20 protein-coding genes are annotated in these 21,031 nt (G+C 68.8%); 17 read left to right on the top strand and 3 right to left on the bottom strand.

Features of this window, described 5'->3' with window-relative positions; genetic code table 11:
• The first annotated feature begins 3 nt into the window (after window positions 1-3).
• From pyrF to ACEL_RS06635, 7 genes are all read left to right on the top strand, one after another.
• Window positions 4-720 carry an orotidine-5'-phosphate decarboxylase gene (gene pyrF, locus ACEL_RS06665; protein ID WP_011720130.1) on the top strand — a complete coding sequence of 239 codons (717 nt, stop codon included), beginning with the start codon at window positions 4-6 and terminating at the stop codon, window positions 718-720.
• Between the two features lie 213 nt (window positions 721-933).
• Window positions 934-1,275, top strand: coding sequence for an integration host factor, actinobacterial type (gene mihF, locus ACEL_RS06660; RefSeq protein WP_011720129.1), 342 nt, complete (start codon window positions 934-936; stop codon window positions 1,273-1,275).
• A complete protein-coding gene (gmk, locus tag ACEL_RS06655; protein ID WP_083760531.1) occupies window positions 1,241-1,885 on the top strand; it encodes a guanylate kinase in 645 nt (214 codons plus the stop codon). The genes mihF and gmk overlap by 35 nt, the downstream gene beginning before the upstream one ends.
• Before the next feature lie 105 nt (window positions 1,886-1,990).
• Window positions 1,991-2,254: a DNA-directed RNA polymerase subunit omega gene (rpoZ, locus tag ACEL_RS06650; protein ID WP_011720127.1), complete on the top strand. Its 264-nt coding sequence runs from the start codon at window positions 1,991-1,993 to the stop codon at window positions 2,252-2,254.
• Between the two features lie 18 nt (window positions 2,255-2,272).
• The gene (coaBC, locus tag ACEL_RS06645; protein ID WP_011720126.1) at window positions 2,273-3,520 is read left to right on the top strand and encodes a bifunctional phosphopantothenoylcysteine decarboxylase/phosphopantothenate--cysteine ligase CoaBC; all 1,248 of its coding nucleotides are present in this window, start codon (window positions 2,273-2,275) and stop codon (window positions 3,518-3,520) included.
• Between the two features lie 79 nt (window positions 3,521-3,599).
• Entirely contained in the window at window positions 3,600-4,793 is a 1,194-nt protein-coding gene (gene metK / locus ACEL_RS06640) for a methionine adenosyltransferase (RefSeq protein ID WP_041834987.1), read from the top strand.
• 120 nt (window positions 4,794-4,913) lie between these two features.
• Entirely contained in the window at window positions 4,914-6,917 is a 2,004-nt protein-coding gene (locus ACEL_RS06635; RefSeq protein WP_202943336.1) for a primosomal protein N' family DNA-binding protein, read from the top strand.
• Window positions 6,918-6,948: 31 nt separating this feature from the next.
• Here the strand turns inward: ACEL_RS06635 and ald are convergent, their stop codons facing one another.
• Genes ald through ACEL_RS06620 form a run of 3 tightly spaced genes read right to left on the bottom strand, consistent with a single transcriptional unit; the run spans window position 6,949 to window position 10,019 of the window.
• The gene (ald, locus tag ACEL_RS06630) at window positions 6,949-8,067 is read right to left on the bottom strand and encodes an alanine dehydrogenase (protein WP_011720123.1); all 1,119 of its coding nucleotides are present in this window, start codon (window positions 8,065-8,067) and stop codon (window positions 6,949-6,951) included.
• 59 nt (window positions 8,068-8,126) lie between these two features.
• On the bottom strand, window positions 8,127-9,506 hold the full coding sequence (locus ACEL_RS06625) for an aspartate aminotransferase family protein (protein ID WP_011720122.1): 1,380 nt from the start codon (window positions 9,504-9,506) through the stop codon (window positions 8,127-8,129).
• Window positions 9,507-9,524: 18 nt separating this feature from the next.
• Window positions 9,525-10,019 carry an Lrp/AsnC family transcriptional regulator gene (locus ACEL_RS06620; RefSeq protein WP_011720121.1) on the bottom strand — a complete coding sequence of 165 codons (495 nt, stop codon included), beginning with the start codon at window positions 10,017-10,019 and terminating at the stop codon, window positions 9,525-9,527.
• A 189-nt stretch (window positions 10,020-10,208) separates the two neighbouring features.
• Between ACEL_RS06620 and ACEL_RS06615 the strand changes: the two genes are divergently transcribed.
• The 10 genes from ACEL_RS06615 (at window position 10,209) to rpe (ending at window position 20,988) form a co-directional block, all read left to right on the top strand.
• A complete protein-coding gene (locus tag ACEL_RS06615) occupies window positions 10,209-11,645 on the top strand; it encodes a gamma-aminobutyraldehyde dehydrogenase (RefSeq protein ID WP_011720120.1) in 1,437 nt (478 codons plus the stop codon).
• Between the two features lie 51 nt (window positions 11,646-11,696).
• Entirely contained in the window at window positions 11,697-12,848 is a 1,152-nt protein-coding gene (locus ACEL_RS06610; protein ID WP_011720119.1) for an ABC transporter ATP-binding protein, read from the top strand.
• Window positions 12,845-14,107 (top strand): polyamine ABC transporter substrate-binding protein, encoded by a 1,263-nt coding sequence (locus ACEL_RS06605; RefSeq protein ID WP_011720118.1) that lies wholly within the window; start codon window positions 12,845-12,847, stop codon window positions 14,105-14,107. Before ACEL_RS06610 ends, ACEL_RS06605 begins: the two co-directional genes overlap by 4 nt.
• Window positions 14,108-14,118: 11 nt before the next feature.
• Window positions 14,119-14,985, top strand: a complete 867-nt coding sequence (locus ACEL_RS06600) for an ABC transporter permease (protein ID WP_011720117.1) — start codon at window positions 14,119-14,121, stop codon at window positions 14,983-14,985.
• On the top strand, window positions 14,982-15,818 hold the full coding sequence (locus ACEL_RS06595; protein ID WP_011720116.1) for an ABC transporter permease: 837 nt from the start codon (window positions 14,982-14,984) through the stop codon (window positions 15,816-15,818). The genes ACEL_RS06600 and ACEL_RS06595 overlap by 4 nt, the downstream gene beginning before the upstream one ends.
• A complete protein-coding gene (locus ACEL_RS06590) occupies window positions 15,815-17,203 on the top strand; it encodes an NAD(P)/FAD-dependent oxidoreductase (RefSeq protein WP_011720115.1) in 1,389 nt (462 codons plus the stop codon). Before ACEL_RS06595 ends, ACEL_RS06590 begins: the two co-directional genes overlap by 4 nt.
• A 163-nt stretch (window positions 17,204-17,366) precedes the next feature.
• Entirely contained in the window at window positions 17,367-17,909 is a 543-nt protein-coding gene (gene def, locus ACEL_RS06585; protein WP_011720114.1) for a peptide deformylase, read from the top strand.
• Between the two features lie 12 nt (window positions 17,910-17,921).
• On the top strand, window positions 17,922-18,896 hold the full coding sequence (gene fmt / locus ACEL_RS06580) for a methionyl-tRNA formyltransferase (RefSeq protein ID WP_011720113.1): 975 nt from the start codon (window positions 17,922-17,924) through the stop codon (window positions 18,894-18,896).
• A 17-nt stretch (window positions 18,897-18,913) separates the two neighbouring features.
• On the top strand, window positions 18,914-20,236 hold the full coding sequence (locus ACEL_RS06575; protein WP_011720112.1) for an RsmB/NOP family class I SAM-dependent RNA methyltransferase: 1,323 nt from the start codon (window positions 18,914-18,916) through the stop codon (window positions 20,234-20,236).
• Window positions 20,237-20,298: 62 nt separating this feature from the next.
• Window positions 20,299-20,988 carry a ribulose-phosphate 3-epimerase gene (rpe, locus tag ACEL_RS06570; RefSeq protein ID WP_011720111.1) on the top strand — a complete coding sequence of 230 codons (690 nt, stop codon included), beginning with the start codon at window positions 20,299-20,301 and terminating at the stop codon, window positions 20,986-20,988.
• Window positions 20,989-21,031 lie beyond the last annotated feature (43 nt).

The following is a 21,031-nucleotide window of genomic DNA, read 5'->3' as shown; positions in this document are numbered from 1 at the left end:
ACGATGACGCCGGACCCGGTCCGCGCCGGCCGCGCACCGATCGCGGTCGCGCTCGACACACCCGATCTCGACGAAGCCAGCCGGTGGGCCCGACTCGTCGAACCGCACGTCAGCGCGGTCAAGGTCGGGCTTGAACTCTTCACCCGCTACGGACCCGACGCCGTGGCCAGCGTTCGCGGCGGCAGTGGGCTGGACGTCTTCCTCGACCTCAAGCTGCACGACATTCCCAATACGGTCGCCGGCGCCGCCCGAGCCGTGGCCCGGGTCCGTCCCACGTATCTGACGGTGCACGCCGCCGGCGGCCGGGCAATGATCCGTGCCGCCGCGGACGCCGCTCCCGACGTCTTGATCACCGCAGTGACGGTGCTCACCAGCCTTGACGACGGGGCAATCGCGGACATGGGATTCGGGGCGACCGTGGTGGACGCCGTTCGCCGGCTGGCGGTGCTCGCGGTGGACGCCGGGGCCCGGGCGGTGGTCTGCTCGCCGCAGGAGGTCGCGGCGGTACGCGCCGAGGTGGGACCCGACGTGGTCCTGATCACGCCGGGGGTCCGGCCGGCCGGAACCGCACTGCAGGATCAGGCCCGGGTCGGCACGCCGGAACGGGCACTGGCCGACGGCGCGAATCTGCTGGTGATCGGCCGGCCGGTGATCCGCGCTGCCGACCCGGGTGCTGCGGCCGCCTCCCTCGCCGCGCAGTTGCGCCGAGCCCTCGCCTGAGCCTGCGGGGACACGCCAGCCGCGTTGGAGCACGGACTGCCGGCGCAACCCGCGCCGCCATCGGCTCGCGCTCGGCGTGGCGGTTGCCGAAAGCGCCCGGACCCGCTACCTTTCCTGCGGATCTCCCGTTCCGGCGACCTGCCGGCGGCTGGGGGATTGGGGCCGGGCGGCTCGCGCGGACGTCGGCTAGCATCCTGCCGGAGGTGATCGGCCATGCCCTTGCCGCCGCTCTCCGCTAGCCAGCGAGCCGAGGCGCTAGCGAAGGCCGCAGCAGCCCGCGCCCGGCGGGCCGAGTTGCGTGATCGGTTGAAGAGATCGGAAGAATCGCTCGCTGCGATCCTTGCCCTCGGCCAGGACGACGAGGTGGTCGGCAGAATGCGGGTCAGCGCCCTGCTTCAGGCGCTTCCGGGCATCGGCCGAGCACGCGCCGCTCAGATCATGGAACGGCTTGGCATCGCCGCGTCCCGCCGGGTGCGCGGGTTGGGGCCGCGGCAACGGGAGGCGTTGGTCGCGGAGTTCGATGGCTGGCCGGGCCGGCGTGACCGGATCACCTAAGGGCGACGCCGCCGGGTGCCGGCCCGTTCCGCTGACCGTCCTGTCCGGACCATCCGGCGTCGGCAAAGGGACTGTCGTGGCCGAGCTCTCCCGGCGGGTGCCCAGGCTCTGGGTCTCGGTCTCGGTGACCACCCGTGCCCCGCGGCCGGGGGAAATCGACGGGCGCACCTACCGCTTCGTCGACGACACGGAATTTGCCCGGATGGTCGCGGCGGGTGAATTCCTCGAATATGCGCGGTACGGGGAGCACTGGTACGGCACGCCGCGGCGTCCGGTCGAGGAGCGGGTTGCCGCCGGGATCCCCGTCCTGCTGGAGATCGACCTGCAGGGCGCCCGGCAGGTGCGGGCCGCGTTGCCGGACGCGTTCGCCGTCTTCCTTGCTCCGCCGAGTTGGGCGGAACTGCGCCGGCGGCTCATCGGCCGGGGGACGGAGGACGACGCCGACGTTCGTGCGCGCTTGAAACGCGCTGAGGTTGAGATGGCTGCGGCCGGGGAGTTTGACGCCGTCGTCGTCAACACGTCGGTCGAGCAGGCCTGTCAGGAGTTGATAACCTTATTGCGCTTGGACGGTTGTCCGCATGAGCAACCCGGTCCGCCGAGTGCACCGTAGCTGGTGGTCGTGGGTGGATCGCCGAGGCCGGGCGACCGTCGAGCCCGCCGCAGATGCTGACCCGCATGAGCCCAGAATCCGTCGACTGATCCGAAAGAGACCACCGTGGCTGGAACCGTCGCCGTCCCTGAGGGAATCACGAATCCGCCGATTGACGAGCTGCTCAAGGTCTGTGACAACAAGTACGCGCTGGTGATCTACGCGGCGAAGCGGGCTCGTCAGATCAACGCGTACTACGCCCAGCTTGGCGAGGGACTGCTGGAGTATGTCGGACCGCTCGTCGAAACGTATCCGACGGAGAAACCGCTCTCCATCGCACTGCGCGAGATCAACGCGGGTCTGCTCACCGCCGAGCCGATCGAGCAGTAGCCGCGGGACGGCCCGGCGATGACCCAGGACCGACCGCGGCGGGTTCTGCTCGGCGTGGGCGGTGGGATCGCCGCATACAAGGTCTGTGAGCTACTGCGCTTGCTCGTTGCGGACGGCGTCGAGGTGACCGTCGTCCCGACGGAGTCCGCGCTTCGGTTCGTTGGTGCTGCTACCTGGGAGGCTCTCTCCGGCAGGCCGGTCCGGTCGGACCTGTGGCAGGACGTGCACCTCGTTCCGCACGTGCGGTTGGCCGCGGACGCCGACCTTGTCGTCATCGCGCCGGCCACCGCCGACCTGCTGGCCCGCGCCGCCACCGGCCTGGCCGACGACCTGCTGGGGAACGTGCTCCTCGCGAGCCGGGGCCCGCGGCTCTTCGTGCCGGCCATGCACACCCAGATGTGGGAACATCCGGCCACTGCGCAGAACGTTGCGACACTGCGCGCCCGCGGCGACGTCGTGATCGATCCGGCGGTCGGCCGGTTGACCGGACCCGACACCGGGGTTGGCCGGCTCCCCGAACCCGAAGCGATCTTCGACTCTGTGCTCGCCTTGCTCGACCGGCCGGGTCTTGCGGACCTCGCCGGGTGCCAGGTGCTGGTCAGCGCCGGCGGCACCCGGGAGCCTATTGATCCGGTTCGGTTCCTCGGCAATCGATCCTCCGGCCGGCAGGGGTATGCGTTGGCGGCTGCCGCCGCTGTCCGTGGCGCCGAGGTGACGGTTGTCGCGGCCAATGTGGCGTTGCCGGACCCAGCGGGCAGCCGGGTGGTCCGGGTCGAGAGCACCGAGGAGCTGCGCACCGCCGTCCTTGACGCGGCGCCTCGGGCCGATGTCGTCATCATGGCCGCGGCTGTTGCGGACTTCCGGGCTGCCGAGATCGCCACCGAAAAAATCAAGAAGACCGACGCGGACCCGCCGCCGCTCCGGTTGACCCGTACGCCGGACGTGCTGGCCGAACTCGCCGCGCGGCGCCGTCCTGGCCAGCTGCTTGTCGGATTCGCTGCAGAGACCACCGACCCGCTCGCCGGGGGGCGGGCGAAGCTTGCGGCCAAGGGGGTGGACGTGCTGGTCATCAATGAGGTCGGCCCCAACCGTGGTTTCGACGTGCCCACGAACGCGGCGTCCATCCTCGTCGCGGACAGCCCAGACATCGTCGACGTTCCGCTTGCGCCGAAAGTCGTGGTGGCCAACCGCATCCTCGACGTCGTCGCTGGATTGCTCCCTGGTGCCCGCCAAGCGCGTCCGTCCTCCGTATCACCGGGCGGGTGACCTAGACTCAGCTTCGACCATGTCCGTGCAGAACTCACGCGGTCTCGGTCGACCACCTACGCACCCCAGGGAGCCTCGATTGTCCCGGCGTCTGTTCACCTCGGAATCGGTGACGGAAGGTCACCCGGACAAGATCGCTGATCAGATCAGCGACGCGATCCTTGACGCCCTCCTCAAGGAAGATCCGCGCAGCCGGGTGGCAGTCGAAACACTGATCACGACTGGTCAAGTGCACGTCGCCGGGGAGGTGACCACCGAGGCCTGGGCGGACATCCCGGCCATCGTCCGCGATGTCATTCTCGGGATCGGCTACGACTCGTCCAAGAAGGGATTCGACGGCGGGTCTTGCGGTGTCTCGGTATCGATCGGCTCCCAGTCGCCGGACATTGCGATGGGTGTGGACGACGCCTATGAGGCCAGGCACGGCGAGGCGGTGGACGAACTCGACCGCCAGGGTGCCGGGGATCAGGGCATGATGGTCGGCTACGCCTGCGACGACACGCCCGAGCTGATGCCGCTGCCTATCGCGCTCGCGCACCGGTTGGCCCGCCGGCTGGCCTGGGTGCGCAAGGAAGGGATCGTCCCGTACCTCAGGCCGGACGGCAAGACTCAGGTGACCATCGAGTACGAGCGGGACAAGCCGGTGCGGCTCGACACAGTGGTCGTATCCACCCAGCACGCGCCGGACATCGACATTGACACGCTTCTCGCGCCGGACATCGCCGAATACGTGGTGGCGCCGGAGCTTGTTGATCTCGGAATCGACGTCTCTGACTACACCTTGCTCGTCAACCCGACCGGGCGGTTCGAGATCGGCGGTCCGATGGGGGACGCCGGGCTCACCGGCCGGAAGATCATCGTTGACACCTATGGCGGGATGGCCCGGCACGGCGGGGGCGCATTCTCCGGCAAGGACCCCACGAAGGTGGACCGGTCCGCGGCGTACGCGGTGCGCTGGGTGGCGAAGAACGTGGTTGCCGCCGGGCTGGCGCGCCGCTGCGAAGTGCAGGTGGCGTACGCGATCGGCAAGGCCCATCCGATTGGGTTGTACGTCGAGACGTTCGGCACCGGTGTGCTGCCTGACGAGAAGATCCAGGACCTGGTGGCGCAGGTCTTCGACTTGCGCCCTGCCGCGATCATTCGGGATCTCGACCTGCTGCGCCCGATCTACCTGCCGACCGCGGCGTACGGGCACTTCGGCCGGCTGGAACCCAACTTCACCTGGGAGATCACGGATCGAGCAGACGCGCTGCGCAGCCTCGCCGGCATCTAGCCGACGGGCGGTCGGCAGGACGCCGTGACGCAGGCCCGCCGGTCGTCAGCCGGCAGGGGATCAGCCCGCCGGTCGTCGGCGAGCAGCGGCTCGGCCCGCCGTCCGTCAGCGACCCTGCCGGTGGCGCGGGTGGTTGTCGACGTCTCGCTGCCGCATCTCGACCGGCCGTTCGACTACCTCGTGCCGGAGGCACTGCACGATTCGGCTGTTGCGGGGGCGCGGGTGCGCGTCCGGTTCGCGGGACGGCTGGTCGACGGCTACGTCATCGAGCGGCTGGCCGCATCGGACTATTCCGGTGAACTCGCCTTCGTGGAGAAGGTGGTTGATGACATTCCGGTGCTCGCCCCGGAGATCCTCGAGCTGGCGCGTGAGGTGGCGGACCGGTACGCGGGAACGCTTCCCGATGTCCTGCGTCTTGCCATTCCGCCCCGGTCGGCGGCTGCGACGACTGACCAGCCGGCTGCACTGCCGGACCGCGATTCCGCACCGCGGGCGTCTGCGTCGGTCTCTCCGGCGTCCGGCCCCCTGCCGACCGGGTCCGTCGCATCCGAAATCCCCTCGGGATGGCAGGGGTACGTCGCCGGGCCGGCGTTGCTGGCCGCGCTGGCGGCCGGGCGTGCCGTGCGGGCGGTGTGGACGGCGTTGCCAGGGCAGTGCGGACTGCTGCCGCGCTGGGCTGTCGAGCTTGCCGAGGCGGTCGCCGCCGCGCGGCGGGCCGGCCGCGGTGCGCTGGTGATCGTCCCGGCTGCCGGCGAGCTGGCGGCGGTGGAAACGGCGTGCGCCCGGGTGCTCGGTGCCAGCTCGTACGTCACCCTGCATGCCGATCTCGGGCCAGGCGAGCGGTATCGGCGATTCGTGGACGTCGTCCGGGGGACGGCCCGGGTAGTGATCGGCACCGTTGGCGCGGTCTTCGCCCCGGTGCACGACCTTGGTCTCGTGGTGGTGTGGGACGACGGCGACGACCGGCTTGTCCAGCGACGCGCACCCTACCCGCACGCCCGGGACGTCGCCCTCCTGCGGGCACATCGGCAGCAGACCGCGCTGATCCTCGGCGGGTACGCGGTCACCGCCGAAGCCGCCCGGCTGCTGGCGATGGGTTGGGCGAAACCCGTCGTTCCCCGCCGCACCGTGCTGCGGGCCGCCGCGCCGAAAGTGATCGCAGGTGCTGGTGATCCGGCGGGCGGCCGGTTGCCGGACGTGGCATGGCGGGCGGCCCGGGCCGCCCTTCGGGCCGGGTTGCCGGTTCTGGTCCACGTGCCGCGGCGCGGATACGTACCCGCGCTGGCCTGCGCGCAGTGCCGGTCCCCGGCGCGGTGTGCGCAGTGCGCCGGCCCGCTCGGGATCCCGGCAGCGGGCGCGGCTCCGACGTGCCGCTGGTGCGGCCGGCCGGCCGCCGACTGGCGCTGCCCGTCCTGCGGCGGGCAGCGGTTGCGCTCGGTCGTCGTTGGCGCGTCGCGGACTGCTGACGAACTTGGCCGGGCGTTTCCCGGGACACCCATCCGGCTTGCGAGCGGCGGCCAACCGCTGCAGTCCGTGCCGGCGGAACCGGCGCTGGTTGTCGCGACGCCAGCCGCCGAGCCGGCCGCCGAGGGCGGCTATGGCGCAGCGATCCTGCTGGACGGCTGGGTGGTGCTGGCCCGTCCCGCCCTGCGGGCAGCCGAGGACGCCGTCCGGCGGTGGATGGCGGCTGCGTCGCTGGTCCGATCCGACGGCCGGGTCGTGATCATTGCCGACGGCGGTCTTGCGCCGGTGCAGGCTGCGGTGCGGTGGGCGCCGCTCTGGTTTGCCGAACGGGAACTCGCCGAACGGGCGGCGGTCGGCCTTCCCCCTTCGACGATCTTCGTGTCGGTTGACGCTCCACGCCGGACCCTGTTGGCCTTCCAGGATGCCCTGCATCTGCCGGACGGGACGGAGGTCTTCGGTCCGGTTGATCTCGACGCCGGTGCGTACCCGGCCGACGATTCCGCGCCCGGCGACGAGGCCCGGCAACGGCTCCTGCTCCGCGCCGATCGTGCTGCGCACCTGGCACTGGCGGACGCGCTGCGCACCGCGCAACGAACCCTCTCCGCCCGAATGCCGATCACCGGGTTGCGGGTGCAGGTGGATCCGCCGGACGTGGTCTGACGGGCTCTCCGTGCCGGCCGCGCGGTCCAGATTACCGGGCGAGGGCCTCGGCGAGTGGGGTCACCGGTAGACCGTGGGCCTGGCCGACCTCCGGGGCGGTCAGCCGTCCGGCGACGGTGGTGATACCGGCCGTGAGCTCGGGGAAATGCTCGCAGGCGGCGGCAAGCCCGAGGTTCGCGATGGCCTCGACGTAGGGCAGGGTGGCGTTGGTGAGCGCGTACGTGGCGGTGCGGGGCACGGCCCCGGGCATGTTCGCGACGCAGTAGAGGAGGCTGTCGGCCACCGGGAAGGTTGGGTCGGCATGGGTGGTGGGCCGGCTCGGTGCGAAGCAGCCGCCCTGGTCGATCGAGACGTCGACGAGCACCGAACCCGGCCGCATCTCCGCGATGGTCTCCTTGTCGACGAGAATGGGGGCCCGGGCTCCGGGGACCAAGACCGCTCCGATGACGAGGTCAGCTTCGCGGCAGGCCTGCACGATGGTGTGCCGCCGGGCGGCGAGCGTCTCCACCCGGCCGTGGTACGTCGCGTAAACGTGGCGGAGTTTCTCCAGGTTGGTGTCGAGGACGACGACCCGCGCGCCCAGACCGACCGCGATTTCGGTGGCCTGGCTGCCCGCCACCCCGGCGCCCAGGACGACGACGGTGGCGGGGGGGACGCCGGGCATGCCACCGAGGAGGATGCCGCGACCTCCCGCAGTCCGCTTGAGGTGGTACGCGCCCTCCTGTACGGCGAGCCGTCCGGCGATCTCACTCATCGGCGCGAGGAGCGGCAGCCGGCCGTCCGGCAGCCGGACCGTCTCGTAGGCGATCGCGGTGACCCCGGCGGCAAGCAGCGCCGAGGTGCACTCGGCGGACGCCGCGAGGTGGAGGAAGGTGAAGAGGAGCTGTCCCCGGCGAAGCCGCGGGTATTCCTCGGCGATCGGTTCCTTCACCTTGACGATGAGGTCCGCTTCCGCCCAGACGTCGTCAGCGGTCGGCACGATCGTCCCGCCGGTCGCGTGGTATTCGACGTCTGGGATGGCCGAACCGGCGCCGGCGTCGTGCTCGACGAGAACGGTATGACCGGCGTCGGTAAGTTCCCGGACTCCGATCGGCGTCAGCGCGACCCGGTACTCCTGCGGTTTGATCTCCCGGGGCACCCCGATGCGCATGCGGATACCTCCACTTCCCAGCGTCCCACCTGCTGCCGTGGGCCGCGGTCTCGGCTCGCCTAGATGCGCCGCCAGGCTTCCGTGAGCACGGCGCGGAGCACCTGTTCGATTTCGTCGAATTGTTGCTGCTCGCAGATGAGCGGCGGCGCGAGCTGGATGACCGGATCGCCGCGGTCGTCGGCGCGGCAAATGAGCCCGGCGTCGTACAGCGCGGGGGAGAGGAAACCGCGGAGCAGCGATTCGCACTCGTCGTCGTCGAAGGTCTCGCGGGTCGTCTTGTCCTTCACGAGTTCGATGGCCCAGAAATAGCCGGCGCCGCGAATTTCCCCGACGATTGGCAGGTCGGTGAGGCGCTCCAGCGTACGCCGGAAAGCGTCCTCGTTCGTTCGTACGTGGTCGAGGAGACGTTCCCGTTCGAAGATGTCGAGGTTGGCGAGTGCGACCGCGGAGCTGACCGGGTGGCCGCCGAACGTGATGCCATGGAGAAAAGCACGCTGGTCGGCGAGGAACGGTTCCATGAGCCGGTCGCTGGCAATCATCGCGCCGAGCGGGACGTACCCGCTGGTCAGGCCCTTCGCGACGGTGATGATGTCGGGTTGGTAACCGTACCGCTCGGCACCGAAGTAGTGGCCCAGCCGGCCGAAGGCGCAGATCACCTCGTCGGAGACGAGCAGCACACCGTACCGGTCGCAGATTTCCCGGACCCGTTGGAAATAACCGGGGGGCGGGGTCAGACAGCCGCCGGAATTCTGCACCGGCTCGAGGAAAACCGCCGCGACACTCTCCGGGCCTTCCCGCAGGATCGCGCGCTCGATTTCCTCTGCAGCCCAACGGCCGAAGGCAACTGGGTCGTTGCCGAAGAGCGGTGCCCGGTAGAAATTCGTGTTGGGCACCCGGACCGATCCCGGCACGAGCGGCTCGAAAGGCGCTTTGTAATCGGGCAGGCCGGTGATGGAAAGCGCGCCGAGCGTCGTTCCGTGATAGGCGAGTTCTCGGCTGATGACCTTGTAGCGACCCGGTTCTCCGATGGTCCGGAAGTACTGCCGGGCCAGTTTCCAGGCGCTTTCGACCGCTTCGGAGCCGCCAGTGGTGAAGAAGACGCGGTTGAGATCCCCCGGTGCGAGGGCGGCCAGTCGCTCGGCGAGTTCGGTCGCCGTGGGGTGCGCATAGCTCCAGAGCGGGAAATAACCGAGTTCCGCCGCCTGTTTTCCTGCGGCTTCGGCGAGTTCGGTCCGTCCGTGGCCGACCTGGACGACGAAGAGACCCGAGAGGCCGTCGAGGTACCGCTTGCCCCTGCTGTCCCAGACGTAGGGGCCTTCTCCGCGGACGATGACCGGTACCTCGTGGTCGCGGTACACCCCCATCCGGGTGAAGTGCAGCCAGAGGTTGGTGCGGACCGCGGCCTGCAATGCGTCATGGTCGGTGTTAGAGGTGGACATGGTCTCGCTTCCTCGACATCAACGGGTGCCCCAGGTGTAGGTCTGCTTGACCAGCCGCAGGTAGACGAAACTCTCCACCGAGCGGACCTGGGGCAGGGTGCGAATTTGTTCGTTGAGGAGTCGCAGCAGGTGGGCGTCGTCCTCGCAGACCACTTCGGCCAGCAGGTCAAAGGAGCCGGCGCAGATCACGACGTAGTCGACCTCCGGAATTGCGGCAAGGGTGTCGGCCGCTTTCTGCAGGTCGCCGTCCACGCGGAGTCCGAGCATGGCCCACCGGGAGAAGCCCAAGGTGAGCGGGTCGGTGACGGCGACGATTTGCATGACGCCGCTGTCGATCAGCCGCTGTACCCGTTGGCGGACCGCCGCTTCCGAGAGCCCAACCGCCTTGGCGATCGCGGCGTAGGAGCGCCGGCCGTCCTGCTGGAGCTGCTCGATGATCGCCTTTCCGGTGGCGTCGAGGAGTGCTCCGTTTCCGAGGACCTGGTCGTCGCCGCTGCCGTCGTGGCGTCCCATGGCTGCCCCTGCGTCTCCTGTGTCTCTACGGATTCTGACGGTCAAAGGCTCATCTGTCAACCGAAACCGTGGCGATCATGAATTTTGGCGACGGAAACCCTTGCGTGATTCCGCGTCGCGTGCCATAGTTGTGGCCACGAACGTCCCCGCCAGCGGGGGACGAACGACCCTGGTGGAGGGGTGGTGCGGATGTCCACCGTCGTCGAACTCCGAAACTTCATCGCCGGCGACTATGTCGAGGCGCGGAGCGACCGCTGGTTTGACGTCGTGGATCCGGCAACCGGGGAGGTCATTGCGCGGTCGCCCGCGTCGTCTGCAGCCGATATCGATGCGGCAATGCAAGCAGCGGCGGAGGCGTTCCCCCGCTGGCGGGACGCCACTCCTGCGGAGCGGAGCCGCGCTCTGCTGCGCATTGCGGACGAGGTTGAGGCGCACGCCGACGAACTCGTCGACATCGAATGCCGGAACACCGGCAAGCCTCGGGCGCTCACCGCGAGCGAAGAATTACCCCCGGCCGTCGACCAGATTCGCTTCTTCGCCGGCGCGGCGCGGCTCCTTGCCGGCCTCTCCGCCGGCGAGTACCTCGCGGAGCACACCTCGATCATCCGCCGGGAGCCGATCGGCGTCTGCGCTCAGGTCACGCCGTGGAATTACCCGCTGATGATGGCGGTCTGGAAATTCGCGCCAGCCATTGCGGCGGGGAACACGGTGGTGCTCAAGCCGAGTGAGACGACGCCGCTGAGCACGCTCCGGCTGGCTGAGCTTGCGGCCCGCCATCTGCCGCCCGGGGTTCTCAACGTCGTCCTCGGCGATCGGGACACCGGCCGCCAGCTGGTCGCCCATCCCGTCCCGCAGCTGGTCGCCATCACCGGCAGCGTTCAGGCCGGCATGGACGTCGCCGGCGCGGCCGCCCGCGACCTCAAGCGGGTTCATCTCGAATTGGGCGGGAAGGCCCCGGTCATCGTCTTCGACGACGCGGATCCGGAGACGACCGCCGAGGGCATTGCTGCCGCAGCGTACTTCAATGCGGGGCAGGACTGCACGGCGGCCACCCGAGTGCTTGCCGCGCCGCGCATTCACGACGAGCTTGTCGAAGCATTGGCCATGCAGGCCAAGGAGACGCGGACCGGACCGCCGGACGACCCCGATGCTGCGTACGGGCCGTTGAACAATGCGCAGCAGCTTCAGCGGGTTCAGGGCTTTCTGGAGCGGCTTCCGCGTCACGCCCAGGTGGTCACCGGCGGTACGCCGGTGGGTGAGCGGGGCTTCTTCTTCGCGCCGACGGTGGTCTGCGGCGTCCGCCACGAGGATGAAATCTCGCAGAACGAAGTGTTCGGGCCGGTGGTCACCGTGCAGCGTTTTGAGTCCGAGGACGACGCGCTCCGGTGGGCGAACGGCGTACGGTATGGCCTGGCGTCCAGTGTGTGGACCCGCGACCACGGACGGGCCCTGCGGGTCGCGCGCGCCCTTGACTTCGGCTGCGTGTGGATCAATACGCATATCCCGTTGGTTGCGGAGATGCCGCACGGCGGGTTCAAACATTCCGGGTACGGTAAGGACCTGTCCATTTACGCCCTTGAGGATTACACCCGGATCAAGCACGTCATGAGTTACATCGGGCGGTGAGACAGCGACACAACGATGACTGCGCTGGATGAGACGAGACACGGGAACCCGGTGACCGATTACACACCCGACGAAACACCGGGTATCGCCCTGCGGGATATTTCGAAGGTGTATTCCTCGCGAACCGGGGACGTCGTCGCGGTCCATGCGCTCACGCTCGCGGTCCGATCCGGCGAATTCTTCTCACTCCTCGGCCCCAGTGGCTGCGGGAAAACCACCACCCTCCGGATGATTGCCGGTTTCGAGGAGCCGACGACGGGCCGCATCCTTCTCGAAGGCCGGGACGTGACCGACGTACCGCCGCATCGCCGAGACGTCAACATGGTTTTTCAGAACTACGCACTCTTCCCCCACCTCACCGTCTGGGAGAACGTCGCCTTCGGCCCGAAGCGGAAGAAGCTGCCGCGGGAGGAAATCCGCCGCCGGGTCGGTGAAGCGCTCGAGCTCGTCGACCTGGTGGGGCGGGAGAAGCGGCGTCCGGATGAACTCTCCGGCGGCCAGCAGCAGCGGGTCGCCCTCGCCCGGGCGTTGGTCAACCGGCCGCGCGCCCTGCTCTTGGACGAACCGCTCGGCGCGCTGGACCTGAAACTTCGGCAGGCGATGCAGCTGGAGCTCAAGCGTATTCAGCGGGAAGCCGGTGTGACCTTCGTCTATGTCACCCACGACCAGGGCGAGGCGCTGACCATGTCCGACCGCATTGCGGTCATGAACGCCGGCCGGGTGGAGCAACTGGGTACGCCGCGGGAAATCTACGAGACACCGAGCACGCCGTTCGTCGCCGGCTTCATCGGCACGTCGAATGTCATCTCCGCTCCACTCGCCCGAATTGAGGGTGCGATCGCGCTCCTGGCGACGTCGGCTGACGAGCGGGTGCTTGTTCCGTTGCGGGTCCCCGTTCCGCCGGGGGCATCCATCTCCGCCACGGTCCGTCCCGAGAAGATTCGGCTCAGCCTCCATCCGCCGGACGGCGATAGGTGTCGTCTTCTCGGGGTCGTCCGGGAAGTGGTGTACCTCGGCACCGCGACGCAGTACGTGGTGGCGACGAGCGTCGCCGAGCAGTTGGTTGTGTACGCGCAGAATGACGGCACCGCCGACCTTGTACCAGCTCCCGGGGATCGGATCTGGCTGTGGTGGCGGCCCGAGCACGGTTACCAGTTGATTCACGCCGATGCGACCGATGTACCGGAGGAGGCGGCACCATGACCGAACAGCGGACAGATCCGTGGGTTTCCATCGGCGGTCGCAGCGTCGCTCGACGGGATTTCCTCAGGCTGCTCGGCATCGGATCAGGCGCGGCACTGCTCAGCGCCTGCGGCGTCAAGGGCGCGGCGAAGCCGGCGGCCAGCGGCAGTGCGCTCGCGACGGAGATTCAAGATTATTGGAAGGGGAAGAAGAAAACCGGTCTGGTCAACTGGGCGCAGTGGCCGCTGTACATCGACGTCAATTCCCAGAACAAGAACGACCACCCGTCGGTCGACGCCTTCACCAAGGCGACCGGGATAAAAGTCAATTACTACGAGGTGATCCAGGACGATCCCTCATTCCTCGCGAAAATCCTTCCGGTGCTGCAGGCGGGCCAGTACACCGGGTACGATGTCGCGACCATCACCAACGGCACGTCGCTCGACCGGCTCATGCAGCTCGGTTACTTGATTCCACTTGACCACTCCTACCTGCAGAACTTCGCGAAGTACGTCGATCCGAAGTACCGGAAGACCTCGTACGATCCGGGAAACGTCTATACCGTGCCGTGGCAGTCAGGGTTCACCGGCATCGCCTACGACACCACCAAGGTGCCGAAGCCGATCACCAGTTTCTTCGACCTCTGGGACGAGCGGCTCAAGGGCAAGGTGGGCATGTTCGCGGACAACGAGGATCTGCCGAACGCGGTCCTCGTGGCGATGTTCGGTGACCCGCAGAAAACCGGTCCCAATGAGTGGCGTCAAGCCGCGGCCAAACTCAAGGAGCAGCGTGACAAGGGAATCGTCCGCCAGTACTACGAGCAGGATTACATCAAGGCGTTGAGCAACGGTGACATCTGGGCGAGCCAGGCCTGGTCCGGTGATGTGTTTCAGGCGCTTGCCTCCGGCGCCAGCAACCTGAAATTCGTGATACCCAAGGAGGGCGGCGTCATCTGGACCGACAACCTGGTGCTCCTCAAGTACGCCCAGCATCCGGTTGACGCGCTCATGCTCATGGATTGGTACTACCAGCCGAAAATCGCCGCCATGGTGGCCGAGTACGTCAACTACATCACGCCCGTGCCTGCGGCCCGTGACGTCATCCTCGCTGATGCCAAGCAGGCCACCGGCGACGACCAGAAGTCCCTGCTTGACGTGGCGAACAGCCCGCTGGTCTTCCCAACGGAGCAGGACTACCAGAAGGTGTACAACTACCGGACCCTGACCGAAGACGAACTCACCGTCTGGAACAGCATTTTCGAGCCCATCTACCAGGGGTAGCGGGGACCTCGATGGCGACAGCGTGGCGACGGCGGAGCGCGGCGTACCTTCTTGTCTTGCCGGTCGTGCTCTGGCTCGCCGTCTTCTTCGTCGTACCGTTCTTCGTCCGCTTCTCGTTGTCGCTGCAGACCGGGGATCTCGTCTCGGGATTCCGCCAGACGTTCCACTGGTCGGTGTATCCGAACCTGCTCTCCGCCTACCATGACCAGCTCGTCCGCTCGGTCTGGTACGCCGGAGCGGCGACGATCGCGACGATTCTCCTTGGCTATCCGGCGGCGTACTGGATTGCCTTCTATGGCGGACGGCGGAAGTCGACGTACTTGTTCCTCCTGCTGCTTCCGTTCTTCGTCACCTTCGTGCTCCGCACCGTAGCGTGGCAATTCCTCCTCGGCGACAACGGACTTCTCCTCGGCCCCCTGCACGACCACCACGTCGTCAGTGCGGGCTTCCACGTCCTCGCCACCAGCTGGGCGGTGATTGGCGGGCTTGCGTACAACTACCTGCCGTTCACCGTGCTGCCCATTTACGTGGCATTGGAACGGATCGACCGGCGGCTCATTGAGGCGGCAGCCGACCTTTACGCGGCCCGCACCGCGACCTTTCTCCGTATTGTTCTGCCGCTGAGCATTCCGGGCGTGTTCGCCGCGGTCCTGCTCACGTTCGTTCCCGCGACAACGGATTACGTCGAGGCGGCGATTCTGGGCGGTCCCGGTCAGACAATGATTGGAAACATCATCCAGACGCTTTACCTCACCAACGCGGACTATCCCGGCGCTTCGGCGCTCTCGGTTGTGGTCACCGGTGCGCTGCTGGTCTTCGTCCTGCTCTACGCGCGGGTGCTGGGTACGCGCGACGTGTTCCGGGTGACGGCGGCATGACGGCGGTCACGGTTCGGGAAGAAACGCGACCGGTCACCCGGACGGCACGGCGCCGGCGCCGCTGGCGTGGCCTCGGCCTGCGGCTCTATACCCTCGGTGTCCTTGCGTGGCTGATGCTGCCGATCGCCATCATCATTCTTTTCGGGTTCAACAACGTGCACGGTCGCTTCAACTACCGGTGGCAGGGCTTCACCCTCCGCTGGTACCGCCATCCGTTCGACATTCCCGACCTCACCACCGCTCTCGTCAACTCGCTCACCATTGCGTGCATCGTGACGGCCATCTCGGTCGTCATGGGCACGCTCGCCGGTTTCGCGCTCGGGCGGTGGCGTTTTCTCGGTTCCCGGGCCGTCGAGCTGACCCTTTTTGCGGTCATCGCCGCCTCAGAGATTGCGATGGCCACCGGCTTGCTGTCGCTCTTCATCAGCCTGGGCGTGCCCCGCGGGTACTGGACGATCGTCATCTCCCAAGTGACCTTCGACGTCGCGTACGTCGCGGTAACCGTTCAGGCGCGGATGGCGGCGTTCGACCGCAGTCTGGAGGAGGCGGCCCGCGACCTGGGTGCCGGCCCGCTGGTGACGTTCGCCCGAGTGACGCTGCCCATGCTCCTGCCAGGGATCATCGCCGGAGCGCTGCTGGCGTTCGCCCTCTCCATCGACGACTTCGTCATCACGCAGTTCAACGCCGGGAAGACGCTCACCTTCCCGCTCTGGGTGTATGGCGCGACCCGTCTTGGCATTCCACCCGAGGTCAACGTCCTTGGCACGATGATCTTCGTTGGCGGTGTTCTCCTCGCTGCCGGCGGTGTCGTCGTCCAACGCATCCGGCGATGACCGCGACGCTGCTCCCGCCGATCGGGTGGAGCCTCTGGCAAGAGACCGCGCCGGCTCCACCGCCACGCCCGTTCCTCACCGGTTCGCTGACCGCCGACGTCGCCATCATCGGGGCCGGCTACACCGGCCTGTGGACGGCGTACTACCTGCGGGAACACCTGCCGTCAGCAGACGTTGTGGTCGTCGAAGCGCGGAGCGTCGGGTACGGCGCCTCGGGACGGAACGGCGGCTGGTGCTCGGCGATCTTTCCGGCGTCGCGGGAGCGCGTCGCGGCGCGTTCGTCGCCGGAGGCGGCGGTGGCGCTTCAGCACGCGCTCTTCGACGCGGTGGACGAAGTCGGCCGGGTGGCGGCGGCGGAGGGAATCGACTGCGGTTACGTCAAAGGGGGCAGCCTCACGCTCGCCCGGACGCCGGCGCAGCGGCTGCGATTGCAGGCTGCGCTCGAGGCTGAGCGGGCGTGGGGCTTCGGGCCGGAGCACTACCGATGGCTCGACGCCGAGGAGGCGGCCGAGCACGTCACGGCGAGCGGCACGCACGGGGCGGTTTTCACCCCGCACTGCGCGGCCGTCCATCCGCTTCGGCTGGTGCGCGGCCTCGCGGATGCAGTCGAGCGGCGCGGCGGGCGGATTTTCGAATACTCCCCGGCGCTCCGGTGGGATCGCGGCGTTGTCGAGACCCCTCGGGGGCGGATCCGGGCCGGTGCCGTGCTGGTCTGTACCGAGGCGTACACCGCGCGGTTCCGCGCCACCCACCGGCGTCTCGTCCCGCTGTATTCGCTGATGGTGGCCACGGCCCCGGTGCCCGACGAGATCTGGGCGCGAATCGGCTGGTCGCGGCGGGAGACGCTCACCGACGGCCGGCATCTCCTGATCTACGCTCAGCGCACGGCCGATGGGCGGATCGCCTTCGGTGGGCGGGGCGCGCCGTACCGGCTGGGATCACGGACCTCCGACCGGGGTGTGATTCGTCCGGAGGTCTTTCACGCCCTCGCCGCCGCGGTTCGGGACCTCTTCCCGCCAATTGCCGGCGTCCCGCTCACCCACGCGTGGGGCGGCGTCCTCGGCGCACCGCGGGACTGGATGCCCCGTGTCGCCTTCGACCCCCGGACCCGTCTCGGCTGGGCGGGCGGCTACGTCGGGGACGGCGTCGCCGCTTCCCACCTCGCGGGACGAACCCTTGCCGAGCTGGCCGCCGGGGTGGACAGCCCGCGGATCCGGCTGCCGTGGGTGACGAATGCCGAACCACCGCGCTGGGAGCCTGAGCCGCTCCGGTGGCTGGGAATCAACGCCGGGCTGCTGCTCACCCGGCTTGCCGACGTCGAGGAGCGGTTCACGGGACGGCCGTCCCGGATCGGCCGGTTGGTCAACCTCTACCTCGGGCATTAGCCGAGACGCTCACTGAGCCGACCGTGGTCGGCCCGTGCGCCGCTCGGCCGGCGCGTGCGGGGGTTAGGCAGGCCAGGGCGTGGGTTGCTCGGCCGGTGCGCTCGGGGCTTGGGCGGTCCGTCGGTACGTAGACTGGTCGCAGACTTGGTCTGAGGGAGAATTCGTGGCTGTCCGACCCATCCGGCTTTTCGGTGATCCAGTCCTGCGCACTCCTGCGGAACCGGTCACCGATTTCGACAAGGAGCTCCGCGTCCTGATCAAGGACCTCATTGAGACGATGCAGGACGCGCCCGGGGTCGGCCTTGCCGCGCCGCAGATCGGGGTGAGCCTCCGGGTCTTCGTGTACGACGTTGACGGTGTCGTCGGACACCTGGTCAACCCATCGTTGGACCTCTCCGAGGAGCAGCAGGACGGCGACGAGGGGTGCCTCTCCCTGCCGGGGCTCTCCTATCCGCTGAAACGTGCGAAGCGGGCGGTCGCCAAGGGATTCAACGAATTCGGCGAACCGGTCATCCTCGAAGGCAGCGACCTGCTGGCCCGGTGCGTGCAGCACGAGACCGACCACCTGGACGGCGTCCTGTTCATTGATCGCCTCGATCCTGAGCAGCGGAAGCTCGCCATGCGTGCGATCCGGGAGGCCGAATGGGCCGGCCAGACCGTCCGGGTCAAGACCTCCCCGCACCCCACGCGGGGAAAGGCACTGTAGCAGGGTCAGCCTGTGCGTCTGCTCTTCGCCGGGACGCCGCAGACCGCGCTCCCTTCCCTGCGGCTTCTGCTCGAGTCTTCCCATGAGGTGGTCGCCGTCCTCACCCGGCCCGATGCGCCTGCCGGCCGCGGCCGGACTCCGCGGCCCAGCCCGGTCGCACTGGCCGCGGAGCAGGCCGGACTTCCCGTGCTCAAACCCCGCCGGCTCGCCGATCCCGAGACGCTCGCTGCGCTCCGCTCACTCAATGCGGAGCTTGCCGTCGTCGTCGCCTACGGCGCCCTCGTCCCGGAGCCTGCGCTGGCCATCCCACGCCACGGCTGGGTCAATCTGCACTTCTCGATCCTCCCGTCCTGGCGGGGTGCGGCGCCCGTGCAGCATGCCATCCTGCACGGAGACGAGGTCACCGGCGCAACCACCTTCCGCCTCGAACCCGACCTGGACACCGGCCCGATCTACGGAACGGTCACCGAACCGATCCGCCCCGATGACACGGCCGGTGACCTGCTGAACCGACTGGCCCGGACCGGCGCCCGTCTTCTCCTGGACACCGTCGACGGCATAGCCGCGGGCGTGCTGGCTCCGCGGCCGCAACCGACCGAGGGCGTCAGTTATGCGCCGAAAATCACGCCGGCCGACGCCCGCATTTCCTGGTCGTCCCCCGCCTTCCACGTCGACCGGCTGATCCGTGCCGTCACTCCGGAGCCCGGAGCCTGGACCACGTTGGCTGGACGTCGTATCGTGCTCGGCCCGGTCCGCCTCGCCGAACCGCAACACGCGCCAGGTGCCACGGACGACGGCTCGCTTGCCCCGGGCGAAATACGGGTGCTCGCCCCGGGCGAAATACGGGTCGAACGTGATCGAGTGCTTGTCGGGACGGCGACGACCCCGGTGATTCTCGGCACGGTCCAGCCGGCGGGACGCCGGGCAATGCCGGCCGAGGCCTGGGCCCGCGGCGCCCGCCTCGCCCCGGGCGCCCGCTTCGAGTGACGCCTCTTGGTCATCTCATGATGGCGACGCCCAATCCCCGACAGATCGCGCTCGATGTGCTCGGCGCGGTTCGCCGCCGCGACGCGTACGCCAACCTGCTCCTGCCGGCCCGGCTGGACGCCGCCGGCCCGGCCGGCCGGGACGCCGCTCTGGCCACCGAACTGGTGTACGGCACGCTGCGTCTGCTCGGCACGTACGACGCCGTCCTGGACCGGTGCCTGCCGCGACCCGACCGGTTGCACCCGAGGGTTCGCGACGTGCTCCGGCTCGGTGTCCATCAACTTCTCGGCATGCGCGTGGACCCGCACGCCGCGGTGTACGAATCGGTGGAATTGGCCCGGCGGACCGGGGGAGCGGTCGCCGCTCGGCTGGTCAACGCGGTCCTGCGCCGGATCGCTGACCGCGATCTCGAAAGCTGGCTCGCCGAGGTCACCCCGGCCGATGACCCGGTCGCGGCACTCGGCCTGCGGTACGGACACCCGCGGTGGATCGTCGCCGCGTTCGCGGACGCCCTCCGCGGTGATCTCGCCGACGTACGCGCCCTGCTCCAGGCGAACAACACGCCGGCTCCGGTGCATCTCGCCGCCCGTCCCGGGCGGTGCACCGTCGACGAACTGCTCGCGGCTGGGGCCCGGCCCGGTCGGTGGGCCCCGACGGCGGCGATCCTGGACGCCGGTGCGCCGGGTCGCATCGCCGCCGTACGCGAGGGAAGAGCCGGTGTTCAAGACGAGGGGAGCCAGCTGGTCGCGCTGGCCGCCGCTGCTCCCGCCGGTGCCGGCTGGTGGCTGGATCTCTGCGCCGGCCCCGGCGGCAAGACGGCGCTGCTGGCCGCCGAAGCGGACCGGCGCGGCGCACGAGTCCTCGCGGTCGACCTCCGTCCGCACCGGGCTCGGCTCATTCCGCGCGACCCCCGCGTCACGGTGATCGTGGCTGATGGACGGCGTCCCGCCTGGCGGTCTGGTCGCGTCGATCGGGTCCTGGTCGACGTCCCGTGCACCGGGCTCGGCGCGCTGCGGCGACGTCCAGAGCTGCGCTGGCGCCGCCGCCCGGACGACGTCCGCTCGCTCCAGCGGCTGCAGATCGAGTTGTTGACCGCGGCGTTGGACGCTGTCCGGCCTGGCGGTCTCGTCGGATATGCAACTTGTTCGCCGCACCCCGCGGAGACGATCGACGTCGTTCACCAGGTCGCCGACCGGGTTGAGGTGCTGGACGCGCGCGAGGCGATGGTTGCCCATGCGCGGGCGGTTCCGCCCGACCTTGGCCCCGGGCCGTTCGTGCAGCTCTGGCCGCATCGCCACGAGACCGACGCGATGTTCTTCGCCTTATTGCGCCGCCGCTGAGCCTGGTGGCGGTCGCGGTGGAGCAGATGGCAGGCTCGTATCGGCCCAGCGAGGAGGAGCGGATGGGCGTACAGATCGCACCGAGCCTGCTCTCAGCGGACTTCGCGCGGCTCGCTGACGAGGCCGCCGCGGTCGCTGAGGTGGCCGACTGGCTGCACGTCGACGTGATGGACAACCATTTCGTCCCGAACTTGACGGTCGGCCGCCCGGTGGTCGAGGCGCTGCACAAGGCGACGACGCTGCCGCTCGATTGCCATCTCATGATCGAAAATCCGGATCGCTGGGCCGTGGGTTATGCCGAGGCCGGCGCGGCGAACGTCACCTTTCACGCCGAGGCGGCGGCCGACGTCGTCCAGACGGCCCGGGCCATCCGGGCCGCCGGGGCGCGGGCGGGGTTGGCGGTGAAACCCGCAACGCCCGTCGACGGCTATTTTGACGTGTTGTCGGAATTCGACATGCTCCTCGTCATGACGGTCGAACCCGGTTTCGGCGGCCAGCAATTTTTGCCGGAAATGCTGCCAAAAGTGGCAAAAGCCCGGAGATTTCTTCGTGATTCCGGGCTGAATTTATGGATTCAAGTCGACGGCGGCGTTTCTCTTGAGACCATTGAGGCATGCGTCGAGGCGGGTGCCGACGTCTTCGTCGCGGGTACGGCGGTGTACGGAACCGATGATCCGGCACGGGCGGTGGAAGCACTCCGGTCGCGGGCCGGAGCCGCCGCCGGGTGCGGCCACCGAGGAGCAGGCCGGTAATCCGCCGCAGCATGCGACGGCCGGAGCGGAGAGCGCGGGCGCA

Origin of the sequence: Acidothermus cellulolyticus 11B (genome assembly GCF_000015025.1) — a bacterium.
GTDB classification, from domain to species: domain Bacteria; phylum Actinomycetota; class Actinomycetes; order Acidothermales; family Acidothermaceae; genus Acidothermus; species Acidothermus cellulolyticus.
The sequence above is the reverse complement of the archived record's forward strand: the minus strand, read 5'-3'. Positions and strand labels throughout refer to the sequence as shown.